Here is a 1,314-nt window from a genome sequence, read left to right as displayed (position 1 = left end):
ACATCCGTCGCATCAGTTTTATTACAAGCAGAAAGCTTGCTCCAAAGGACCTTACCCCTAGTGCATTTGCACAAATCTCGCCGCCAAGTGTATCCAACCCATCGGACAATCTCAAGAATCTGTTCGAGATTCCGGTCATTTTTTATGCACTTGTCCTATACCTCTTTATCACAAAGCAGGTAGATACAGTGTATGTAAGCGCCTCATGGGTCTTCGTTGTGTTTCGGGCATTGCATAGCGCTGTTCATTGTACATTCAACCGCATCATCCTTCGGTTCTACCTCTATCTATTTGCTACGATTGCGGTGTGGTTCATTGCGATCCGCGCAGCCCTTGTGTATTTTAGTATGTAGGTGTGCTTTCGGACTGATGCAGCATAACCATTCAAATGCAGCGGACGGTCGAAAGCCGCTGGTGCTGAGTTCAAGGTTATCTGCCGCCGCTGATTTGAGCCGTTATGCGGCTGGATACCCTGGTGAAGGCAATCCCTGTACCCCCGGTCAGCACTAAAGACTGCTCTTCTATCGTTCTCTGAGTAAGCGGTGTAGGATGATAACAGGGAGGACAATATGAATATTCCTATCATCGACGAGGTTGTTGAACAGTTGAAAGTCATGCCTCAGCCCTTGCAAAAGCAGGTGCTTGAATTCGTTCGATCGCTAGTAAAAGCGGAAGTTCGAGGTACACCAGGGCAGCAATTGTTGCGTTTTGCTGGTTCAATTCCCTCTGACGACCTTCAGCTAATGTCTGAGGCAATCGAGCAAGATTGTGAGCGGGTAGATATCGATGAGTGGTAGGTTTTTGCTCGATACCAATATCGTTATTGCGCTTTTTTCAGATGAGGCGATCGTCAAAGACAATCTTGCTCAAGCCAGTGAAGCTTTCATTCCAAGCATTGTCATTGGTGAACTGTGTTATGGAGCCAGAAAGTCAGGGCGAGTTGAAGCAAACTTAGCAAGAGTTGATGAATTAGTTGCTGGCAGCACAATATTGGTATGTGATGCTGAAACCGCACGGCAATACGGTGAGGTCAAAAACAAGTTAAGGCTCAAGGGTCGTCCGTTACCTGAAAATGATGTCTGGATTGCAGCCCTTGCACTGCAACACGCTCTAATTTTGGTAACACGCGATGCTCATTTTCAAGAAGTGGAGAGTTTGAAAACAGCAGCGTGGTGAGTAAAGCCGCCGCATAACAACCCGGTCGGAGCGGACTGCCGAAAGTCCTTGGTGTGGATGCAGAGGTTGCTGGCAGCCGCTCAACCGGAACGTTAGGCCACCCGCAATATCTAATCTTGTAAGTTAGCCACCCTTGGT

3 protein-coding genes are annotated in these 1,314 nt (G+C 47.8%); all 3 read left to right on the top strand.

Annotation, left to right across the window (positions count from 1 at the left end; genetic code table 11):
* Positions 1–353 (top strand): MAPEG family protein (locus GS601_RS22570; RefSeq protein ID WP_162425543.1); only part of this gene is annotated, 353 nt, incomplete at its 5' end.
* A gap of 216 nt (positions 354–569) precedes the next feature.
* Positions 570–797, top strand: a complete 228-nt coding sequence (locus GS601_RS22565) for a hypothetical protein (protein ID WP_162425542.1) — start codon at positions 570–572, stop codon at positions 795–797.
* Positions 787–1,176, top strand: a complete 390-nt coding sequence (locus GS601_RS22560; protein ID WP_162425541.1) for a type II toxin-antitoxin system VapC family toxin — start codon at positions 787–789, stop codon at positions 1,174–1,176. The genes GS601_RS22565 and GS601_RS22560 overlap by 11 nt, the downstream gene beginning before the upstream one ends.
* Positions 1,177–1,314 lie beyond the last annotated feature (138 nt).

The sequence above is a fragment of the Myxacorys almedinensis A genome (assembly GCF_010091945.1).
GTDB classification, from domain to species: domain Bacteria; phylum Cyanobacteriota; class Cyanobacteriia; order Leptolyngbyales; family Leptolyngbyaceae; genus Myxacorys; species Myxacorys almedinensis.
This window is presented reverse-complemented; position numbering and strand designations above follow the sequence as displayed.

Excerpts from the sequence above, each read along its gene's own strand:
- GS601_RS22560 (WP_162425541.1), top strand. The coding sequence starts at position 787 with ATGAGTGGTAGGTTTTTGCTCGATACCAATATCGTTATTGCGCTTTTT.
- GS601_RS22565 (WP_162425542.1), top strand. The coding sequence starts at position 570 with ATGAATATTCCTATCATCGACGAGGTTGTTGAACAGTTGAAAGTCATG.